Source organism: Ruegeria sp. HKCCA5839, from assembly GCF_013035585.1.
Classification (GTDB): Bacteria; Pseudomonadota; Alphaproteobacteria; order Rhodobacterales; family Rhodobacteraceae; genus Ruegeria.
Genome location: NZ_WQIE01000011.1, coordinates 21,052 through 39,809 on the forward strand (window position 1 = coordinate 21,052; position 18,758 = coordinate 39,809).

The window sequence follows — 18,758 nt, forward strand, 5'->3', positions numbered from 1 at the left end:
AATGAGTGAACAAATGAAACTGGGTGTCATTTGCGACGGCATCAGCCGTGATCTTGCCCATGCCGTTGACGTCATGGACGAATTCGATCTGGAATATGCCGAACTTCAGTTCGTGGGCGAACATGAGGTTGGCGACCATTCGGCGAGTGAAATTGCCGAAATCGACAAGCTGTTGAGGGACAGGGGCAAGCCGGTCTCTTGCTTGTCGCGCCATATCTTTGCGGGCATGACAACCGCGAACCGTCCGGGCGACGCACTTCACATCAAACACATGGACGCTCTGAAGCGGGTGATCGAGATGGCGCATATCGTCGGCTCACCGCTGGTGCGGATTATGACCCAGAAGAAGGAACAGATACTCTGGGGCAAGGGCGGCGCCGAGAAGTGGAATGTGGCGCATGGCGCGTGGGACACGATGCCCCCGCTGATCGCGCCAGCCTGTGATCTGGCCCGCGCGGAAGGCGTGACGCTGGTCGTTGAAACCGGTAACGGCACGATGGTGAATTCAAACTACACCGCGCGCCGTCTGATAGACGAACTTGACGCCAAAGACGTACTCAAGGTGCTTTGGGATCCGGCCAATAATTGCTGGTGCCACGAACGCGCCTATCCGGACGGCTATGGTGAGGTCCGTGATGGGTATCTCGGCCACGTTCACATCAAGGACGTGCAGGTCGACACGCCCCGGGCCACGCTCGAGGTGCGCGAATTGGGTAAGGGACAGCTTGCCGATCAGTTTCGCCCGATCGCAGAGGCCCAGCGTGCGGATGGATATGATGGCGTCATCAGCTTTGAAAGCGTCTACCACCCTGGCAATGGCAATTTCGAGGACGGGTTTCGGCAGTGTATCGGCCTGTTCAAAGAGATCTTCGGGTGAGTGATGGTATGAATAGTTTTCGTGTCGGTTTGATCGGCACCGGGCGGATCAGTGATGTTTATCTCAGGAACTGTGCCGTGTTTGACGGGCTGGAAATTGTTGCCTGTGGTTCGCTGAACATGGACGAAAGCCGCGCGAAGGCGGCAGAATTCGACGTGCCCTGTGCAAAGGAACCGGCCGCGATCATCGCCGATCCCGAGATTGACGCGATCCTCAACCTGACCATTCCGGCGGCTCATGCCGACATCAGCATCGCCGCGCTTGAGGCGGGCAAACATGTCTATTCGGAGAAACCTTTCGTCACGGAGCTTGTGAATGGACGTCGCGTATTGGAGTTGGCGCGAGACAAGGGCCTGACCGTCGGCAATGCGCCAGATACGTTTCTGGGCGGGCGCTGGCAGACGGTGCGCAAACTGCTCGACAAGGGCGTGATCGGCGCGCCGACCGGTGTCGCCGCCTTCGTGCCCACACACGGTGTCGAACGCCATCATCCAAACCCAGACTTCTACTACGCCAAAGGTGGCGGTCCGCTTCTTGATCTGGGTCCCTACTACCTGACGGCGATGGTGTTCCTTTTGGGTCCAATTCGACAAGTAGCGGCGATGGGGAAGAAAACCTTTGCAGAGCGGATGATCGAGAATGGGCCGCGCAATGGCGAGATGATGCCGGTCGAGGAAGACACCCACAGCCTGAACCTTATCGCCTTCGCAAATGGCGTTCTGGGCGAAATGATGGTCAGCTTCGATGTCTGGGAAAGCGAAACGCCGCGGTTCGAGATCTATGGCGAGGACGGCACCATATGCATTCCCGATCCCGACCCCGGCGATGGGGCCAATATCTTTCAAGGGCCGGTCTGGTATCGTACGCGAGCCGAGGCGCGTTGGACCAAACGGCCCCGACCTGACGCGCCGGCAAAGTGGTGCGTTGCAGAGAACACCCATAGTTTCAACTACGATGCGCGTGGCGTTGGCCTTTTGGAAATGGCGGATGCCGTCGCCAATGGCCGCAGCCCGCGCGCCAGCGGTGCGCTGGCTTATCACGTGACCGAGGCGATGGAGGCCATGCTGACCTCTGCACGTGAGGCCCGGTTTGTCGATGTTGCCAGCACCTGCGCGCGCCCCGAACTTCTGCCCGAAACCTTCCCGAAAGACCGTTGAAACATGCCGATCGAGACACTCGACATCGCCGAACCTTTTTTCACCATCAGGCTGATCACGGATGAGCGATCCTACCGGGTTGATGGCAAGGTCATCCTTCTGAACCTCTCTGAAAACCCAGTGCTCATCCGCAAGCAATCCCTGGGCGCGCTGCAATCGGCTGTGCTGGCCGATACGGTGGCCAAGGATGTGACCCACGCCGCTGTGATCGAACGTTTCGCGGATTATGATGACGAGGATGCGTTGATGGCGCGGGTGCGTGACACCTGGCCATCCGCCTTCGATGTCCGGCGGGAAGAGCGTCTGCGCGGCATCGGACATTACATGTCGCCAAAGACCTGGGTCGGGCAATTCGGCTTTACCCTATACCACTCCTCGACCGTGCCGTTGAATGTTGGCCTTCATCAAGAGCACGCCTTTTGTCCGGTGCCGGGCTTTCGCGAGGTGCACACGCAGATCATGGGCTTCGGCAAGATGCAGCAATGCCGTGAAAAGGATGTGGCCACGCTCTATCTGGAAGAACTTATGGCGCCAGGCACAACACATCGCCCGATGTATGATGCCGAGGGTAATTTTCCCTGGCATCAGTTTGAAACCATCACGCCCTCGATCTTCATGGCGGTCGAAATGCTGCCCGAAGGCGCCACCCCTCCGGAGCTTTGATCCATGCCTATCCTGCCAGAGAACATAGACTTTACGGGTCCTTTCCCCAAGCAGTCCCGCCGCCTGCGTCTTGGCGTGATAGGCGGCGGGCGGATTTCGCAGACGCAGGTCATGGCGGCGCGGCTGACGGACCGCTGGGAAGTCGTGGCCGGGGCGTTGTCTTCTGACCCCGCCCGTGCCAAGGCCGCCGCAGCAGATTGGCACCTGCCCAAGGAGCGCTGTTATACCTCGTTCACCGAGATGGCTGAGGCCGAAGCCGGACGTGCCGACGGCGTCGATGCGGTGATGATCACCACGCCCAACCACCTGCACCACGATGCAGCGATAGCCTTCCTTGAGGCCAGGATCGACGTCCTTTGCGACAAGCCGCTGACCAACGAAGTGTCAGAGGCCGACGCATTGGAGGATGCCACCGCCAGAACGGGATGCACTTTTGGCGTTTCCTATGTCATGTCCTGTTTCGCGATGATCCGGCAGGCACGCGAGATCGTAGCAGCAGGCGGCGTCGGAAAGATCAACCAGATCCACGTGGAATTCATGCAGGATTGGATGACGCCCGAAGACGTCGCCGAGGCGGCGCATGTCAAATGGCGGCTCGATCCCGCGAAGTCAGGTCGCACCTCTTGCGTCGGTGATATTGGCACTCACGCGGCGCATCTGGCACAGTTCGTCAGCCACTTGCCCCTGACCCATCTTCGCAGCGAATTCCATGTCTGTGGCGCGCCAAAGCCGCTGGAAGACACATTTTTTGCATGGGCACGCTTCGGCGACGACGTACCCGGCACATTGATGGCTACGCGCCTTGCCCCAGGCAATCGCGGCGGATTGCGGTTCCGCATTTTCGGCTCAGAGGGTGGGCTGGAATGGGATCTGGAACAATCCGAGTATCTCAAACACGCCCGGTTCGGAGAGCCTGACCGCATTCTCAGCCGTGGCCATGGCCACGGCGTGTCACCCAGAACCGAACGTCTGATACGCACGGGTCGTGGCTTCCCCGAAGGGCTGATCGAAGCCTGGGGAAATCTATATACAGAGTTCGCACTGGCCACCGCTGCCCGCCGTGACAAGATAAAGGTGCCGGACACCTGGCTGGACATGCCACGCGTGGCCGATGGCGCCACTGGTGTCCGGTTCATCGACGCGACGGTTCGCTCGAATGAAAAGGGAGGTGCATGGGTGAAGGTTTAGTCACGTCCGGTCTGATTGCAGGAGCAATGGCAAATGGAAGAAAGTGCGTGAGATGAAATTCGCAATCGCAGATGCAGGCGCGATCGGAGCAATTCACGCCCAGCCCATTCTCGATAACCCTCGTGCTGATCTCACCGCCGTGTGCGACGTTGATCCGGGCACTGCAAGGCGCCTTGCCGAAGCCTGCAAACGCTCTGTCAAAGACAACCGAACCGTTTCACTATGACCCTCCGGGAATCCCATCCCAATGCATCGCGCACCAAGCAAGAAGGTGAAGACATGCCCTATCAGCCGCTCTCTGAAGTAAGAGATACACTGAACCCGCAATGGTACCGCTCCAAGATTCGGCCCGAGCGCTTCCGTGAATTGTCCAAGCGCGATGACAGGAAAGGCTGGGTGCAAGCCGGAGGGCACTTCGCCCTGTTCTGCCTTACGGGTACAGCGGTTTACCTGACATGGGCCCAAGGTTGGTGGCTTTTGTTTCTGATCGCGCTTTTCGCGCATGGCACGATTGCGTCGTTCTTCCGCGGAACTTCCGTGCACGAGCTAGGCCACAGAACGGTATTTCAAAGCAAGCGGCTAAACGATGTCTTCCTTTACCTTTTCAGCATGATCAGTTGGTGGAACCCGTTCGACTATGCCGCCAGCCACACCTATCACCACCGCTACACGCTGCATCCCGAAGGCGATCGAGAGGTGCTGCTGCCGATCCATCCAAATGTTGGCCGAACCTTCCTGTTGCAGATGTTCACACTGAATCTTTTGACACAACCGGGACGCACTTTCGGCAAGGGCGGCATTTTGTCGACCATCTGGATGACGATGCTGGATGCAGTTGGCAAGCTGCCTTCGATCGATGTTCCGGCGAACGAATGGCTTCATGCGCTGCATGAAGATCAACCCGACCAAGCCCGAAAATCCATGCGGTGGTCACGCTTCCAGTTGGTGTTTCATGGCTTTGTTCTGGTGCTGGCGATTGCCACCGGCCAATGGGTCTTGCCGCTGATCCTGACACTTCCAAGTTACATCGCCAACTGGCTGAGTTACTTTGTAGGGCTGACTCAGCATTGCGGACTGACCGCAGCGACAACTGACTTCCGCAAGAACACTCGCTCCATCCGCCTGCCGAAATTCGTCGAGTTCCTCTACTGGCACATGAATTGGCACACCGAACATCACATGTACGCCGGTGTGCCCTGCTACAACCTGCCGTTCTTGGCCGAGGAGATCAAAGCCGACATGCCGGAACCGCGCACGCTGCGCGGGGCATGGCGCGAAATGCTCGACACTTGGAAGCGCCAGAAGACCGACCCCGACTATGCGTTCGACACGCCCCTTCCCGCGACGGCCAAGACAACGCGACGCCAGGCGGCGGGGGACGAAGAAAAGTCCATAGGTGATCTGGCCCCAAAGGGGCTGGTATAGCGAAGGCAATTGAACAGGGGAAATGCGGATGAAACGGATCTACGACTGGGACGCGAAGTTTAGCTTGCGCAACTATACCGCCGCCGATCTGCGGGCGCTGAAGGGCATCCGAAAACTCACCCAAACCACCGCCAATACCGAGGAAGAGGCCGCCGCAGCCGCCGATGCTGGCGTCGACCTCGTCATGGGCAATGCGGTCAACGCCGAGGCCGTCCGTCGCGGCGCACCAAATCACTTCTACACCGCCGCGATCCCGATGCCGGATCACCCGACGGAGAAGGATGTGCTGAAGGCTGCCTTTCTAGCCATGAAACAGGGTGCAGATTCAGTCTATACCGCGCGCGGGCCGCATATAGTTGAGATGTTGGCACGCGAGCAGATCCCTGTCATGTGCCATCTCGGCCTTGTTCCGCGCCGATCGACCTGGAACGGCGGCCTGCGCGCCATTGGCAAGACAGCGGACGAGGCGATGGCGCTTTGGCAATCTTTTCGCGACATGGAAAACGCCGGCGCATTCTCTGTTGAGGCAGAGGTCATTTGCGACCGCGTGATGGCCGAGATCAGCATGCGCACCACGTTGGTTACGTCGTCGCTGGGATCAGGCGCTGGTGCCGATATCATCTATCTGTTCCAGAATGACATCTGCGGTGAACAACCCGAAAGCCCGCGCCACGCCCGCGCGTTTGGTAACCTTCACCGGTTGCAAGAACAGATCCGAACCGAGCGTCGGGCGGCACTTACCGCGTTCCACCAAGCTGCCACATCCGGCGACTACCCTGCCTTCGCCGAAACTGCAGCGATCGCAGACGATGAATTTGACAAGTTCTCGGCCATGTTAGGAAAGATTGACGGCACCTAGCCATCGTATGTGGAGGTGATGCCCGATTTCGCGGAACCAGCTTATGCCCAGTTTCCACATTTTCGCAGACCTCGCAGCGTGTGTGGCGATTTTGGGCAGCGATCAGGTTTAGTGGTCCAACAGAACCGCGTCGCAAGTACAGTTTCGATCCTGGTCAAATCCACGACCGTTAATATCCGGTCTTGAGACATCCGCCGCGAAGCAGCAACTTGGGCGCTATAAATACCAGCGAATGCTGCATCAGCAATATCGGCGACTGCAGCAGTCCGCTTCGTCCTTGAGACGGACATAGCTTCAATTTTCGCCACCATCTGCTCTCTGATTTAAGCAGCCTTTCGCGGTCGGTACTTCGAAAACAGCTCCACAAAAGTCGGCCACCCGCATCATACCAGTCATCTGAAAGAAACAGTCGTTTAACCGGGTCGCCGACGACCGCATAGGTAACTCCTGTCGAAACAAAGTGCGTAGCGCTGCGTTGCGGTTAGAATGAAGAAGCCAAGCGCGCCACCGAGAACGGTGCGAACTGTTGGGTGGAAACCGTAGCAGGCCCGGTGTGTAACGGACAACAACCCAGTCGAACCCGAAGTCAGGGACAATCCGACCGCAGCAGCTAAATTAACCAGCCAGAGTTCGAATGTCATTTCTCTCTCCAAAATCTCACACGAAAACGCCATGCGCCGATACGAGTTCAAAAGCCTTTGCAGGAGTGAGACAAACCGAGTCGGTATGAGGATTACTCAAACGTCGGAGCGCTCATAACGACCGCTTTGGGTTACAAGAGCAGTGGGAGAATTGAATTTGATGTGTCGTTGAAGTGAACTAGACTGCCATCTATCAGTTCAGCTAGCTCACTAAGAGGACATCATGGCAGCTCCTTTAGTCCAAAACTGGGAACTGACCGCCGCCATACAGGACATAGCAGATTGGCTTGTTCAACAGGGCTTAGAGAACGCGCCGGTCGAAACCTGGCTGGAAGCATTCTGCAAGCGTCTTGTATCGGCAGGGATTCCGCTGCAAAGAGCAAACATTACCGTGCGCGCTCATCATCCCGAGATTGGGACGGTCGCTTTCCGCTGGCACAGGGATGGGGGAAATCAGCGAGAGGATTTTGCCCGAAGATCGGATGCACCTGAACAATATATCCAAAGCCCGATTTACTATCTTTTGGTAAACAACGTCGAAGAGATCAGACAAGATCTGACAGTCGAAGAACCCGAGCTTAACTTTCCAATCTTTGATGAACTTCGCGAGCGCGGTGCCACAGACTACTTCGCTGTTAAACGCTTTTTCCTGTTACAGGATAATGCTACGCCTGTTGACCCAATGCAGGCCGAGGAAGGGGCCATAATTTCACTGACGACTGACGCGAGCGGGGGCTTCACAAGTCAACAACTTGACGGTTTGCGTCAACTCATATCTCCACTTTGCCTGACGCTGAAATGTGGTGCGAACAGGCTGATGGCTGAGGACATTACCGCCGCTTACCTGGGCAAGGACGCCAGTAGGCGTGTGCTTTCAGGGGACATCACCAGAGGTTCATCCGAAACGATTTCGGCGGTGATTTGGTACTTCGATCTACAAGGGTTTACCAAATTGTCAGAGGCGCTTCCTGGGCATTCAATCATTGAATTGTTAAACGATTACTTCGCCGAAGCTGTTGACGTCGTTGAACGCCATGGCGGTAACGTTCTGAAGTTCATGGGAGATGGAATGCTTGCCATCTTCGATATCAATCAAGTTCCGGACGCGCGCCGCGTCGCAATTCACGCGGCAGCGGAGTTGCGAGATACCTTTGACGAACTCAACCAACAACGGCAAGCGGATGGGTTGCCAACGACCGGCTTCACTCTTTCGTTGCACGCAGGTGATGTTCTTTATGGCAATATTGGCGGTCGGTCTCGCCTGGATTTCACAGTTGTTGGCCCAGCAGTCAATACGACTTCCCGCATTCTTGGCATGTGCAGCGCGCTCGACCAGAACATTGTTGTTTCCGACAAAGTGGCCGGCGACTTGGTGGGCTCCATTCCAAGTCTGGTTTCCCTGGGGCAATACAGATTGCGCGGTGTTGCTGAAAGGCAGGAGCTGTTTACGATAGATTAAACGCGAATTGAAAGGTGCCGCCTAACCCGAAGGACCGTTGGACAGTTTTGGATATTTACTTGTCCGAAGTGGTGGACTGTTACGACGATCAGTCAGCCTTCGCCATAAACGCCTCGAAAGCCTCCTCATAGTCTGGATGCCATCGGCTTAGTGCGGGGCGATTTTCGACGACGTCTCCGACACTCCAGGCAATGCGTTTCTCATCGATATCTCGTGAGACATCATTGTCGGGGCAGAGGATGTAAAAGTCCCCTCGGTTCACGCTGTCGACAAAGAAGTCGACCGTCTGCTCTGCGGTCCAAGCGGAGGCAGGTTTTTCAGGCAGGGAGATCATACCAGTATAAACAAAGCCAGGCACAAGGAGATGCGCTGTGATCTGATGGCCGGGACCGTTTCTCAGCTCATGTGATAGCGCCTCGGTGAATGCTTTCAGAGCCGCTTTGGAGACGTTGTATGCCGGGTTGCCCGGCGGTGTGGTGATACCTTGCTTGGACCCTGTATTGATTATTGCACCTGGTCTGTTTCGCGCGATCATATTTGGCGCGAATACCTGAGTGCCGTGGATCGGACCCCAAAGGTTCACGCCCAGCATCTTTTCCCACGCCGTGGCGTCCCCAATGGTCGATGATTTGCCTCCGACACCCGCGTTGTTCATTAGGATGTCTGTTCCGCCATAGCGGTCTGCTACCATCCGTTCCAACGCTTCTAACTGCGTGCGATCACTGACATCTGTCTCAGACGTCATCACATCGGCCGCACCGGCGGCTGACACCGTGTTTGCCGCGGTCACCAGTTTCTCGGTGTCTTGATCAACAATAACAATGCGCATGCCTATCTGAGCGAACTTCGCTGCGGCAGCGAGGCCGATGCCGGAGGCACCCCCGGTGATCACGGCCACAGAGTCTGAGGTAAATGCGGGGTGTGTCATCGGCTAGGCTCCTCCTATGCCCGTGTTGGATCGACAGGCCCGGAATACCCCAGACCTGCCATGGTTATTAGGCCGCGTTGGCAACGTTAGTTTTAAGCTTCATCATACCTTCCATACCATAGGCGGTGAAGAGCACCTCGGTAGCCTTTTCCGCTTGCCTGTTCATCGGAATGACGGGGTCTGCCATGCCGCTCTTGTCCACTTCATTGCGAAACTGGCGCTGTCCAGGCGTGGCATGGATCACTTCAAGCACCGCGTCCGACACAATCTGCGGAACCTGTAGCGGGTTGTTGGCCAGGGATTCCCCCATGCTTTGCAGCATGGCCTCGGGCGCTCCAGCAAATTCGCCATAGCTTGCATCCCGATCGCGCGAGGACGGCTGAATGAGGTTGGTGAAGAAGTTCGTCGGAAAGCCACCGGGCTCGATGACGGCGACATCAAAGCCAAACTGGCTCAACTCCCAGCGGTAGTTTTCGCTGAGCGCCTCTACGGCCCATTTCGCCGCGTTGTAAGGGCCGAGGAAGGGGACCGCCACGCGACCAAGAAGGCTAGTGACGTTCAATATCAGCCCGGATTGCCGCGCTCGCATCTTGGGAAGAATGCGCGGGTCATTCGCTGCATTCCAAAGACATTGACGTCGAAAACGCGCTGGAAATCGTCGCCAGCAAAGTTCTCTTGCAGACCGTGTGCGCCAGCCCCAGCGTTGTTGACCAACACGTCGATTTGCCCGAGCGTGGCTTCTACCACGACCACGCCCGCTTCGACAGAAGCATCGTCTGTCACGTCGATATCGACAACCTCTACGCCGAGATTGTGCAAGGTCTGCGCGGTCTCCTTGTTGCGTCCTGCGGGATCGCGCACCGTCCCGGCAACGCGATGCCCGGCCTTGACCAAATCCGCCACCATCAGATTTCCAAATCCGCTGCTTACCCAGGCACGTCTCGCGCTCATATTCGGTTTATCTGACATTCCGCCCGGGCTCGCGGCGCATCGCAAGAATGGACGCAGTCGCCTCGCTTGCGGAGGAACTTGTTCCGAAACTCCTTTCTGGCGGTTCGACTTAGGATCTTCACCACAAAGAATCACGGACTCGTGGACGGACCTCTGCGCAACAACTTCCCACGAAGACTAGAACTGGCCTCCAAGATCAGGCAACACTGCATGTGACCTGCGATTGACTTGAAAGGTTTGAACGAGCGCTTGCAGCGAATGACAGCTATTCAGACTGCGTGCGAAGCATTTTTTGCAGTTGGTGAAAGGCGGGAATAGGCCGCACCATCACCTTGGCGAAACATCAGAAACACCTCGAAAATCAGATACAGCAGATAATGACTAGGTCTCCGTTTCGACAAAATCCTCGGTTTGAACCTAACAGATACGTGAGAATACGGGGTTTGATCTATGAAAGCTTTGCTCTCCTGACAGTCTCAATTCAATATTGAAGCAATTGACTTTTCTATCGGAGACTTAATTGCGATTCAGCGTGGGCATAGCTGTGTCAATTCTGGTGGCCGTGTCCATCGGAGTATCGACGGTTATCGTGCATTCCTTGTGGTGGACAACAGCGCGCGACAACAGCCGTATGCTAGCGGCTGAGATCAATAGCCAGATTGCGAACACCGTCCGTATCGAGGTGGGCGTGACCCTCAGGTCGGCAGAAGCCGCCTGGGCAGCCGTTCGCACTATCTTTGTTCAGAACGTTATCGCGACACGGCAGGCCGACAAGCGAGAGTTTGTTTTTTTGTCACAATTGCAGGCGCAGCCGAATATCTCATGGATTTTCTTTGGCTGGCCCGATGGAAATTTTTTTGCGTCACATCGCTTAGGTGACGGTGGGCTTGAGATGATTGAAATCGATGAGGGTATCCGGGACCGAATGCTGAGGAAGGACCAATACATCTTCATTCCCGGTGACATCCAATTTGAAGAGCGGACCTTTACTGAAACATCCTACGATCCGCGCGAACATGCCTGGTTTGAAAACTTTATGGGGCTCAACTCTACCGGGTGGATCGAAGCGAGAGATCTTCCAGAGAGCGACAAAACCATCTACGCCTTTGCCGGTCCGATAGATGTTAACCGAACGCGGCAAGGGGTTCTGGCAGTGGCGATCGAAACGGACCGTTTGTCACGCTTTCTCGCCACGCTTGCACCGGGTGAGTTTGGTGCGGCGTTTATTCTGAACGCCGACGGAAAAGTCATAGCGGTTCCTGATGCAGAAGCGGATGAAACTACACCGGCACGCATGGGCGAGGGTAAGCTTTATGAAGCCGCCATGATCTCAGGCGAGAGGCTATTGGCTGAACCCCAATCGAATACTCCGGGCACTTTGACGAAACGTATCGTCGTCGACGGGGTGCCTTATGCGGTAGCGCTGACGCCGCTGGGGTTTTACGGCTGGCGCGTTGCCACTGTCATTCCTGAAGCGGCCTTTCTTTCGGGTATCGATGAAACGCTTATCAACCTTGTTTACGTGCTGATCATTGTAGTGGTCCTCGCAAGCGGGTTGGCCATCTGGTTGATCCGCAGGGTTGTGGCAAATCCGTTGGCGCGCATTGCTGAAGACCTTGGTAGCATCGAACGCTTTGATGTCGAACGGATCGAGCGTAGGCCTTCCAAACTGTCTGAGCTTGAAAATCTCTCGGCGGCGACCGCAAGCATGGCTGCAGGTCTGTCTGCATTCCGAAAGTATGTACCGACCGATCTGGTGCGCATGCTGGTTGCCGAAGGCATCAAGACGCAGCCTGGTGGGGACATAAAGCGAATATCGGTGCTGTTTTGCGATGTCGCTGGTTTCACGGGAATGTCTGAAAAACTCGGTCCTAATGTCGTCCAATTGATGGAACCTTTTTTCAGCGCAGCCGCTTCGGCCATTACTCACAACGGTGGGACAATTGATAAGTTCATTGGCGATGCAGTAATGGCATTTTGGGGCGCACCACGAAACGATTCCAACCACGCTGAACATGCCTGCCGCGCAGCGTTGGACCTTGTCGCTTCCGTGGACGCGTCCGGAATTGAAGATGAGGCTGGCAACCCACTGCGCGTCAGGATAGGGCTGAACAGCGGCGAGGCTCTGGTCGGAAACATCGGTTCGGAACAGCGTCTGAATTACACCGCGATTGGTGATGTCGTGAACGTTGCCAGCCGATTGGAAGGGGCCAACAAAGACTATGGCACGCTGATCCTGATCGGGCCGGAGACGAGACGTCAGGCAGCCGACTCGATAGTGGTTCGCGAACTGGACACACTTAACTTGTCAGGGCGCACCGAAGAAATAGTCGTTTATGAACTGATCGCGATGCGAGATGCGCTTGATGGATCCATTGCTTGGATTAACGCATACGAGGAGGGGCTTGCACACTACCGGGCCGGGCAGTTGCAAAAGGCTATTGCTGCATTTGAGGCCGCAGACCAGGCCCGAAACGGGGATCCGGCCTCAGTCGCAATGAAAGCCCGCGCCCAAAGCCTATTGGACAGGTCACTGGCAGAGGATTCACGTGCCGTGACGAGATCCAAGAAAAAGTAACAGACTTCTTGAACCTCTTATTCGCATTTTGCAGCGCCCGCATCAGCGACAAGTGAGGCCTGTTGATTTCGCCAAAATCTCGGCGTTCGCGGCTACAAACTAAGATACTGTATCGGCCCAAGGCTAAAATGTTCGACATACCTTTAGAGGTTGGTCTTCTTACGCCTGATAAACTTACCGGCGTGTTTCCATGGATATCTTATTACATGGGCGAGTTTTCTGCGATACGTGTCGCGCTCTGCCAGCGCGATGTCCCGTTCGGCAAAAGCAGCGTTTCGCTCTGACAGTGCTACGTTTCGTTCACGAATGAACTTTTCCTTTTCCGATTTCAGTTTTTCAATAACCAAGTTGGAGCGTTCCTCAAGCAGTTGCGCCTCTTCCTGGAACTGCCAACTTGATCTAACCTCGAGCATCTGCAACGACTCTTTCTCGGATGGGGGTCTGCCACGAAAGAAATCGTCAAGAAAAACGGGTGGTTTGGTTCGGACGTTGCTGCGAATATCTAACGGATGAGGCAATTCTGCTTCGAAACGGTCCTTTCTCTCGAAACGGTCATTCCGAAGAAAGGTAAGTTCCAACAAGGGTGGTACGTAGATGTCCAGGTCAGGAATATGGAACGGCCTGAAGTAGTTGTTCGGATGGACGAGGGCCGTTTGCCGGATTTTGGCAGATCTATCCCAAAGAAATTTGAACTATGTTTGTCTTGCATTGCCCGCGACTTACTGATTTCTGCCTTTTGTCACTACTATGGTGTGATTGTTTTGGGAACTGTGAAAGTGCGCCGAGCGCTCGTTTGCTCCCAAAGTCACTGTGACCTATTTCTCTTGAAGCTTTTGCAAGTTTAACGAAGCGTCGCTTTTTACCTTTAGACCTTTGGCCGCAAGGATTTAAGGTCGCGCCGGGAGAATTGTCTTCACGTTGTCAGCTCCTCAGGGCGAATTGGATCGCGACCATGTTCGAGATTGGTTCAAGGATCGCCGTGCATGATCGCGTTGGGTATCGCGTCCTGTCGGTGTCTGTTCTTGGGAAATCTTCAAGTCTTTCTAATCTGGGTTTGATCTTCGGGTTTGGGGTCGCACTTCGCCTCTCAATATTCCGCTGAAGACCGATAATAAGACCGCTTAGAATAAGAGAGTAACGTCAGGGACTCGACTCTTCGACGATGGAAATCTAAAAAGAACAAATAGCGAACAAATGGTACTTGGTATGATCGATGGCGAAGGGCGTCGTATTGTTTCTTTGTGGTTTTCTCGCTTGGCGAGTGACCGGGTTCTGCGCGCATGTCCTGTAGAGGGGCCGTTTGTTCTGACGGCGAAACTGCAAAACGCCAACAGGATTTATTGCTTGAACACAGCCGCGCTGAAAGAAGGGCTGCATCCGGGTATGTCTTATGCGGATGCGCGCGCATTTTGTCCTGATCTGCAAAGCCGTGTGGCAGAGCCCGAGCAGGATCAGAGGTTTTTGCGCAGTCTGTGCCGTTGGGCCACGCGGTATTGCCCCTGGGTTGGGTTGGAAGGTGAGGACGGGCTGGTGATGGATATCACCGGGTCGGCTCATCTGTTTGGTGGCGAAGAGGCAATGCTGGCCGATATGCGCAGCCGTCTGATGCGGGTTGGCATCTCGGTGCAGATTGGTCTGGCTGATACGCGCGGCGCGGCCTGGGCGCTGGCGCATTACGGGGAAGGCATTGCACCGCGCGGTGATACGCTGAAGGCCTTGAGAGCTCTGCCCGTGGCCGGTTTGCGGTTGGAGGAGCAGATGTCTGTTGCCTTGCAGCGTTTGGGGTTGCGCTGCATCGGTGATCTGGCGCAGGCGGCACGCGGACCGCTGACGCGGCGGTTTGGTCCGGGTCTTTTGCTGCGGCTGGATCAGGCTTTGGGTGCACAGCCCGAAGAGATTTCACCGCAATCGGACCCGCCGCATTACGCCGTGCGCTTAACACTCCCCGAGCCGATTGGTCTGATTGACGATGTGATGGCAGGTACACAGAGACTGTTGGAGCAGCTTTGCACCAAGCTGAACACGCAAAACATGGGCGCGCGCAGGTTATGTATGACCTTGCGCCGGGTGGATCAGGGGCAACAACAGGTCGAACTGCGTCTGGCCCGCCCGCTGCGCGATCCGGGGCGTATCCTGCCTTTGTTCCAGCGTGGATTGTCTGAGATCGATGCGGGCTTTGGTATTGATATGTTGCGGCTTGAGGCCACACAGGTCGAGCCTCTGCCGGTCCAGCAAATGAACCATGTTTCGGATGGCGGGAAAGATAAGCTGGATGATCTGACGTCACGCCTTGGAACGCGGATTGGATTGGAAAATATCCAGCGTTTTCTGCCGGCGGACAGCCATATCCCCGAACGCAGTTTCATTATATCCCCTGCGGCTTATTCGGACCCAGCCGAGACTGGGTTTGGTGCGCAGCCGCGCCCGCTCAGCCTGTTTCCTCCTGAACCGATCGCGGGATCAGGCGCGCGTCCGCCTGCGCGCTTTCGGTGGCGGCGTATGGCCCTGACCACCCAGCGGGTAACCGGGCCTGAACGGATCGCGCCGGAATGGTGGCTTGAGGATGACAACTGGCGCTCGGGGATGCGCGATTACTGGCGGGTCGAAACGCGGCAAGGGCGCCGATTGTGGTTGTTTTATACGCCGCAAAACCCCGGCTGGTTCGTACAGGGGGAATTTGCATGACCGACGTCAATCGCGCGCGCGTGCAGGACTATGCCGAGCTATGCGTCACCACGAATTTCACCTTCCTGACTGGGGCGTCCCATCCAGAAGAACTGGTGCTGCGCGCCGCAGAGCTTGGCCTGTCGGCCCTTGCAATCACCGATCAAAACTCTTTGGCGGGGGTTGTGCGCGCCTGGAGCGCCTTGAAACAGCTCAAACAGGAAACGCAGGAGGCTTTGCAAATCCGGTCTCACCAGCAGGTGGATTCATCCTCGCGCCAGGATGTGGGGCACCACAGGCCGCTGGAAAACCCCAAGGCGCTACGGCTGCCGAAATTGATCGTGGGGTGCCGTCTTGTCTTGCAAGACAGTTCGGTGGACTGGATCGCTTTGCCGCGTGATCGGGCGGCTTATAAACGGCTGACGCGCCTGCTGACACTGGGCAAGAAGCGGGCGGAAAAGGGCGAATGCCTGCTTTACACACAGGATATGGTGCCAGCCTGCAGGGGGATGATCCTGATTGCCGCGCCCGGGGCAAAGTTGAACGACGCGACCGCCGATATTCAAAAGCTGGCACGCCATTTTCCGGGGCACGTCTTTCTGGGGGCTGCTCCGCGTTATGATGGCAGTGATCAAGCCTATCTGGCGGCCTGCGCCCAATTGGCCCGGCGAAGCTCGGCCCCGATGGTGGCTTTGGGGGATGTGCTCATGCATCGCGCCAGTCGCCGGCAGTTGGCGGATGTGCTGACCTGTATACGTGAACATATCACGATTGATCAGATCGGCACCCGCGCCTTGCCCAATGGCGAACGCCGTCTGAAGGCGGGCTCTGATATGGCGCGGATCTTTCGCGCGCATCCGGCTGCCCTGCGCCGGACAGTAGAAATTGCGGATAGATGCAGCTTTGATCTGGGCGAGCTTTCCTATGAATACCCGCATGAAGAAACGGTAACGGAAACACCGCAAGAGCGTTTGGAGCGGCTTGCACAGGAAGGGCTAAGGCGCCGCTATCCCAAAGGCCCGCCCCCCCGGGCGCTTGAGCTGATGGAAAAAGAGCTGGCCGTTGTCAAAGAGCTGAACTTTCCGGCCTATTTCCTGACCGTGCATGACATTGTGCAATTCGCAAGGTCCCAGGACATCCTGTGCCAGGGGCGGGGGTCTGCTGCCAATTCGATCCTCTGTTACCTTCTGGGGATCACCGATGTCAGCCCGGACATGATCGCCATGGTGTTTGAGCGTTTCGTCTCGAAATACCGGGGTGAGCCACCGGATATCGATGTGGATTTCGAACATGAACGGCGTGAAGAGGTGATCCAGTGGATTTACGAGAAATACGGTCGCCACCGCGCCGGGCTGTGCGCCACCGTGATCCATTTCCGCACTCGTGCCGCCATTCGAGAGGTTGGCAAGGTGATGGGCTTGTCTCAGGATGTCACCGCCGGTCTGACCAGCCAGATCTGGGGGATGAGCAATGGCGGCGTGGATATGGACCGTATTCGCGAGCTTGGTTTGGATCCAAGTGACCGCCGCCTGATGCAGACCATTCGCCTGATCGGCGAGATCATCGGCTTCCCGCGTCACCTTTCGCAGCATGTGGGTGGTTTTGTCATCACCCAGGGGCGATTGGATGAGCTGGCCCCCATTGAAAACGCGGCGATGGAAGATCGCACCGTCATCTGCTGGGACAAGGATGACATTGATGCCTTGGGCATTCTCAAGGTGGATGTGCTGGGGCTGGGGATGCTCAGCTGTATTCGCAAATCCTTTGCGTTGATGCAGCAGCACGAAAACATAACCCACAGCATCGCCACGGTCCCGCAAGGGGATCGTGCGACCTATGACATGCTCTGCCGGGCCGATGCGGTTGGGGTTTTTCAGGTGGAAAGCCGGGCACAGATGAATTTCCTGCCCCGGATGCGACCGCGTGAGTTCTATGATCTGGTGATCGAGGTTGCCATTGTCCGCCCGGGTCCGATCCAGGGCGATATGGTGCAGCCCTATATTCGCCGTCGCAACGGGCTGGAACAGGTTGAGCCCTTTGGTCCGGCGCTGGAAGAGGTGACCCGGCGCACTTTGGGCGTGCCGCTGTTTCAGGAACAGGCCTTGCAAATCGCCGTCGTCGGCGCCGGGTTTTCCGCGGAAGAGGCGGATCATTTGCGCCGCTCGCTCGCGTCCTTCCGGCGCATGGGCACAATCGGGACACATCGTAACAAGTTCATCAAAGGTATGCTGGATAACGGCTATCCTCTGGAAGTGGCCGAGCGCTGTTTTGGTCAGATCGAAGGGTTCGCGGATTATGGTTTTCCCGAAAGTCACGCCGCCGCCTTTGCCATGCTGGCCTATGTGTCGGCCTGGTTGAAATGCCACCACCCGGCGATTTTTGCCTGTGCCTTGCTCAATTCCCAGCCGATGGGGTTTTACGCGCCTGCCCAGATTGTGCGGGATGTCCGCGAACATGGGGTCGAAACCCGTCCGATCTGCGTGAACCATTCCCAATGGGACAACACGCTGGAGCGCCGCCCCGATGGCGCCTTGGCCCTGCGGCTTGGATTTCGCCAAATTAAAGGGTTCAAAGAAGAAGACGCCGAATGGATTGTGGCCGCGCGCGGCAATGGCTACCCCGACCCCGAGGCGCTTTGGCTGCGCGCCGGGGTACGCCCTGCCGTGCTGACACATCTGGCCGAGGCGGATGCGTTTGCAGATATGGGCCTGACACGTCGCGATGCGCTGTGGCAGGTGAAGGCGATTCAAAGCCCGGCGCCACTACCCTTGTTCAATGACCCCATTGATGGCGAGGCGATTCAGGAACCGGATGTGCAATTGCCCGCCATGCATCTAGGGGAAGAGGTGGTGGAAGACTATGTCTCGACCCGGTTAACCTTGCGCGCTCACCCGATGGAGCTGTTGCGCCCTGCGATCCCCGGCCTTGTGACACATGCATCCCTGCCCGAGATTGCCTTGGGGCGCCACAGTGTGTGTGGCCTGGTGATCACGCGACAACGGCCCGGCACTGCGTCGGGCGTGATTTTCCTGACCCTTGAGGATGAAACAGGGGTCAGCAATGTGGTGGTCTGGCAGCAGATCTATCAACGGTTCCGCCGGGCGGTGATGGGCGCGCGCCTGCTGCGCGTGACGGGGTATCTGCAACGCGAGGGGATCGTGACCCATCTGATCGCGCAAGAGATCGAAGATCTCTCGCATAAGCTGTCAGAGCTGGGCCATCCGCAGCCCGAAGCGCTGACCACCGAAGGACCAAGGGCCGACGACACCCCCAAGACAGCGCGCTATCCCAGCCGCGCCATGCATCCGCGCGATCAGGCCAAACGATTGTTCCCCAGCCGTGATTTCCACTGACAGCAGGGGTCAGGG

General features: G+C 56.8%; 13 protein-coding genes and 1 pseudogene. 11 read left to right on the plus strand and 3 right to left on the minus strand.

Going from position 1 to position 18,758, the window contains the following annotated elements; genetic code table 11:
- Position 1 precedes the first annotated feature (1 nt).
- The 8 genes from GOV38_RS20030 (at position 2) to GOV38_RS20065 (ending at position 8,269) form a co-directional block, all read left to right on the plus strand.
- Positions 2-877, plus strand: a complete 876-nt coding sequence (locus GOV38_RS20030; protein ID WP_254430648.1) for a sugar phosphate isomerase/epimerase — start codon at positions 2-4, stop codon at positions 875-877.
- 8 nt (positions 878-885) lie between these two features.
- Entirely contained in the window at positions 886-2,034 is a 1,149-nt protein-coding gene (locus GOV38_RS20035) for a Gfo/Idh/MocA family protein (RefSeq protein WP_171210045.1), read from the plus strand.
- 3 nt (positions 2,035-2,037) lie between these two features.
- Positions 2,038-2,697 (plus strand): hypothetical protein, encoded by a 660-nt coding sequence (locus tag GOV38_RS20040; RefSeq protein WP_171210046.1) that lies wholly within the window; start codon positions 2,038-2,040, stop codon positions 2,695-2,697.
- Positions 2,698-2,700: 3 nt separating this feature from the next.
- On the plus strand, positions 2,701-3,885 hold the full coding sequence (locus GOV38_RS20045) for a Gfo/Idh/MocA family protein (RefSeq protein ID WP_171210047.1): 1,185 nt from the start codon (positions 2,701-2,703) through the stop codon (positions 3,883-3,885).
- A gap of 52 nt (positions 3,886-3,937) precedes the next feature.
- Complete coding sequence (locus GOV38_RS20050; RefSeq protein WP_171210048.1) at positions 3,938-4,111, plus strand: hypothetical protein; 174 nt, start codon at positions 3,938-3,940, stop codon at positions 4,109-4,111.
- A 53-nt stretch (positions 4,112-4,164) separates the two neighbouring features.
- Positions 4,165-5,310 (plus strand): fatty acid desaturase, encoded by a 1,146-nt coding sequence (locus tag GOV38_RS20055; RefSeq protein ID WP_171210049.1) that lies wholly within the window; start codon positions 4,165-4,167, stop codon positions 5,308-5,310.
- 28 nt (positions 5,311-5,338) lie between these two features.
- A complete protein-coding gene (locus tag GOV38_RS20060; protein ID WP_171210050.1) occupies positions 5,339-6,169 on the plus strand; it encodes a 3-methyl-2-oxobutanoate hydroxymethyltransferase in 831 nt (276 codons plus the stop codon).
- Positions 6,170-7,033: 864 nt separating this feature from the next.
- Positions 7,034-8,269: an adenylate/guanylate cyclase domain-containing protein gene (locus GOV38_RS20065; protein WP_171210051.1), complete on the plus strand. Its 1,236-nt coding sequence runs from the start codon at positions 7,034-7,036 to the stop codon at positions 8,267-8,269.
- Positions 8,270-8,357: 88 nt separating this feature from the next.
- Here the strand turns inward: GOV38_RS20065 and GOV38_RS20070 are convergent, their stop codons facing one another.
- The gene (locus GOV38_RS20070) at positions 8,358-9,197 is read right to left on the minus strand and encodes an SDR family oxidoreductase (protein WP_171210052.1); all 840 of its coding nucleotides are present in this window, start codon (positions 9,195-9,197) and stop codon (positions 8,358-8,360) included.
- Positions 9,198-9,264: 67 nt separating this feature from the next.
- Positions 9,265-10,166 (minus strand): annotated as a pseudogene (locus GOV38_RS22635) (SDR family NAD(P)-dependent oxidoreductase).
- A gap of 502 nt (positions 10,167-10,668) precedes the next feature.
- Between GOV38_RS22635 and GOV38_RS20085 the strand changes: the two are divergent.
- Positions 10,669-12,726 carry an adenylate/guanylate cyclase domain-containing protein gene (locus GOV38_RS20085; protein ID WP_174838904.1) on the plus strand — a complete coding sequence of 686 codons (2,058 nt, stop codon included), beginning with the start codon at positions 10,669-10,671 and terminating at the stop codon, positions 12,724-12,726.
- 143 nt (positions 12,727-12,869) lie between these two features.
- On the opposite strand, the gene GOV38_RS20090 is transcribed toward GOV38_RS20085, so the two are convergent.
- Positions 12,870-13,307 carry a hypothetical protein gene (locus tag GOV38_RS20090; protein ID WP_171210055.1) on the minus strand — a complete coding sequence of 146 codons (438 nt, stop codon included), beginning with the start codon at positions 13,305-13,307 and terminating at the stop codon, positions 12,870-12,872.
- A 625-nt stretch (positions 13,308-13,932) separates the two neighbouring features.
- Here GOV38_RS20090 and GOV38_RS20095 point away from each other — a divergent pair.
- Both GOV38_RS20095 and GOV38_RS20100 read left to right on the plus strand, forming a co-directional pair.
- Positions 13,933-15,411 carry a DNA polymerase Y family protein gene (locus GOV38_RS20095; protein ID WP_171210079.1) on the plus strand — a complete coding sequence of 493 codons (1,479 nt, stop codon included), beginning with the start codon at positions 13,933-13,935 and terminating at the stop codon, positions 15,409-15,411.
- Positions 15,408-18,743, plus strand: coding sequence for an error-prone DNA polymerase (locus GOV38_RS20100; RefSeq protein WP_171210056.1), 3,336 nt, complete (start codon positions 15,408-15,410; stop codon positions 18,741-18,743). The genes GOV38_RS20095 and GOV38_RS20100 overlap by 4 nt, the downstream gene beginning before the upstream one ends.
- Positions 18,744-18,758: the final 15 nt, after the last annotated feature.